At 72.2% G+C, this 2715-nt stretch carries 3 protein-coding genes; all 3 read left to right on the top strand.

What is annotated here, in order from left to right; translation table 11 throughout:
- Positions 1 to 860 (top strand): flagellar hook-length control protein FliK (locus VIM26_RS11370; RefSeq protein WP_331951208.1); only part of this gene is annotated, 860 nt, incomplete at its 5' end.
- A gap of 62 nt (positions 861 to 922) precedes the next feature.
- Entirely contained in the window at positions 923 to 1405 is a 483-nt protein-coding gene (locus tag VIM26_RS11375; RefSeq protein WP_331951210.1) for a flagellar hook assembly protein FlgD, read from the top strand.
- A 34-nt stretch (positions 1406 to 1439) separates the two neighbouring features.
- Positions 1440 to 2615, top strand: a complete 1176-nt coding sequence (locus VIM26_RS11380; RefSeq protein WP_331951212.1) for a flagellar hook protein FlgE — start codon at positions 1440 to 1442, stop codon at positions 2613 to 2615.
- The last annotated feature ends 100 nt before the right edge of the window (positions 2616 to 2715 follow it).

Below are 2715 nucleotides of genomic sequence, written 5' to 3' on the forward strand. Positions count from 1 at the left end.
CCGGCAGCCCGACCGGCGGCCCTGCCGGCAGCACTGCCGGCAGCGCGACCGGCAACCCGACGGGCAGCTCGGCAGGCAGCCCGACCGGCAATCCGGCCGGCACCGCACCCGGCGTCGCCCCGCCCGCCGGGCACACCGCGAACACCGGGCAGGTGGCAGCCCTCATCGCCGGGGCGACGGGGGCGCTCGGCACCACCGGGCCAACGCCCAGGCCCGACCCGACCTCCGCGGACCCCGTGCCCGGCGCGATCGCGGTCGGTGCCGATCCGGCGGCGGCCCCCGGGAGCCCGGCCGGTGTGATCGTCGGCGCGCCGCCCGTCGTCGCGACCTCGGCGCCGACCGCGCTCGCCGGCCCGCTCGCCGGCCCGCTCGGGAGTGCGCTCCCCGAGCGCCCCATCGCCGCGCAGCTCGCTGGACCGATCGCCACGATGCGGACCGCCGGGCCGGGCGAGCACGTGCTGGTCGTGCGGGTGTCGCCCGCGAGCATCGGCCCGGTCCGGGTGCTCGCCCACATCACCGCCGACGGCGTCCGGATCGAGCTGCTCGGCGGCACGGACCAGGCCCGCGAGCTGCTCCGCGCCGCGCTGCCCGACCTGCGTCGCGACCTCGCTGCCGTGGGGCTCCAGGCCACCAACCTGACGCTCGGTTCCGCCGGCTACGACCAGCCGGGAGCCGGCACCGGCTTCGGCACCGGCGCCGGTCTCGACGGCCGGCCGGGCGCCGGCGGCCGGGGGAACGCGGGCAGCCCTGGCCGCGGTGGTGCGGCGCCGAACACACCGACCCGGACCGGCCCGTCGTCGGGCAGCCCACCGGATCTCCCCGACATGTTCCGCTCCCGCCGCCTCGACATCACGGTCTGACGCCCGCGCCGGCCCCACCCCAGCAGCGCCCAGCACGATCACCACCGACAGGAGTCCCACCCATGAGTATCGAGTCGATCACCGCGGCGAGCGCAGGTACGACGCTGACGAGCCCCGTCGTCGGCGGCGGCGTGTTCTCGGGGACGGCCAAGGCGCTCGACCCGAACGCCAACACGATGGACAAGAAGGCCTTCCTCCAGCTCCTGGTCACGCAGCTGCGCAACCAGGACCCAGGGGCGCCGATGGACTCCAACGCCCTGATGGCGCAGACCACCCAGATGGCCTCCATGGAGGCACTCACCGAGCTGTCCACGACGTCGCGCGAGAGCTTCGCACTGCAGATGCGGGTCGCCGCGGCGGCCCTGGTCGGCAAGAACGTCTCCTACTCCGACGGGACGACCACCATCACGGGGGTCGCGAGCGCCGTCTCGTTCGTTGGCGGCGTCCCGACCGTCACGGTCGGTGGCAAGGACGTCGCGCTCGACGCCATCGCCACCATCTCGGCGGCTGCCCCCGCTCCGCTCACGCCCGTCGTCCCCACCTGACCTCTCGCCCCGCCTCACCCCGAAGGGATTCATCATGCTTCGCTCACTGTTCTCCGGCATCAGCGGCCTTCGCGCCCACCAGACGATGCTTGACGTCACCGGCAACAACATCGCCAACGTCAACACCACCGGCTTCAAGGCGTCCCAGACCCAGTTCCAGGACACCCTGTCGCAGGCGCTCTCCAGCGGCGGCGCCGCGCAGGCCGGCCTCGGCGGGACCAACCCGGCCCAGGTCGGTCTCGGCGTGCGCGTCGCGGGGATCACCACGAACTTCCAGCAGGGCGCCGCGCAGCTCACCAACCGCAGCACCGACATGATGATCAACGGCGACGGCTTCTTCACGGTCCGCAACGGCGCGCAGCAGTACTACACGCGGGCCGGGTCGTTCAACTTCGACTCGATCGGTCAGCTCGTGACCTCCGACGGCTCGCTCGTGCAGGGCTGGGCCGCCGTCGGCGGGGTCATCAACGCCAACGGCCCGCTGTCGGACATCAAGCTGCCGATCTCGACCCTGATGAGTGCCCAGGCGACGGCCAACGCGACGTTCGGCGGCAACATACCCTCCGATGCACCGGACCCGACCGTGCTGAACCGGACCATGGACGTCTACGACGCGGTGGGCAACAAGCGCAGCCTCGCGCTCACCTTCGGCTTCTCGGCCGGGGCATGGACCGTCGGGGCGACGGACGGCGCGAGCACCGTGGCTCCCACCGCGATGACTTTCAGCGGCGGGGGTGCGCTGACCTCGCCGTCCACGCTTACCGTCGGCGCCGTGACGGTGGACCTGTCCACGATCACCGGGTTCGCGGGCCTGACCTCGGTGGAGGGGCTGGTCCAGGACGGCCAGCAGGCCGGCACGCTGGAGTCGTTCGGGCTGAACCAGGACGGCACGATCGTCGGGCAGTTCAGCAACGGGCTCAAGCAGGCCATCGGGCAGATCGCGCTCGCGACGTTCACCAACCCCACCGGGTTGGAGAAGGCGGGCAGCTCGCTCTACCGGACGTCCGCGAACTCGGGGGACCCCCGGATCGGCACCGCCGGCACAGGCAGCCGCGGCAAGCTCGCGGGCGGCGCACTGGAGATGTCGAACGTCGACCTCTCGGCCGAGTTCACGAACCTGATCATCGCCCAGCGTGGTTTCCAGGCGAACTCGCGCGTCATCACCACCTCCGACGAGGTCCTCCAAGAGCTGGTCAACCTCAAGCGCTGACCCCAGCAGCACCCCCACCCGTAGCTACTCCGTCCACCTACCCCGCAACGTCCGAGCGTTGACGTCCTATAGGACGTCAACGCTCGGACGTTGCGGGTTT

This window comes from Pengzhenrongella sp. (assembly GCF_036565025.1).
GTDB lineage: Bacteria > Actinomycetota > Actinomycetes > Actinomycetales > Cellulomonadaceae > Pengzhenrongella.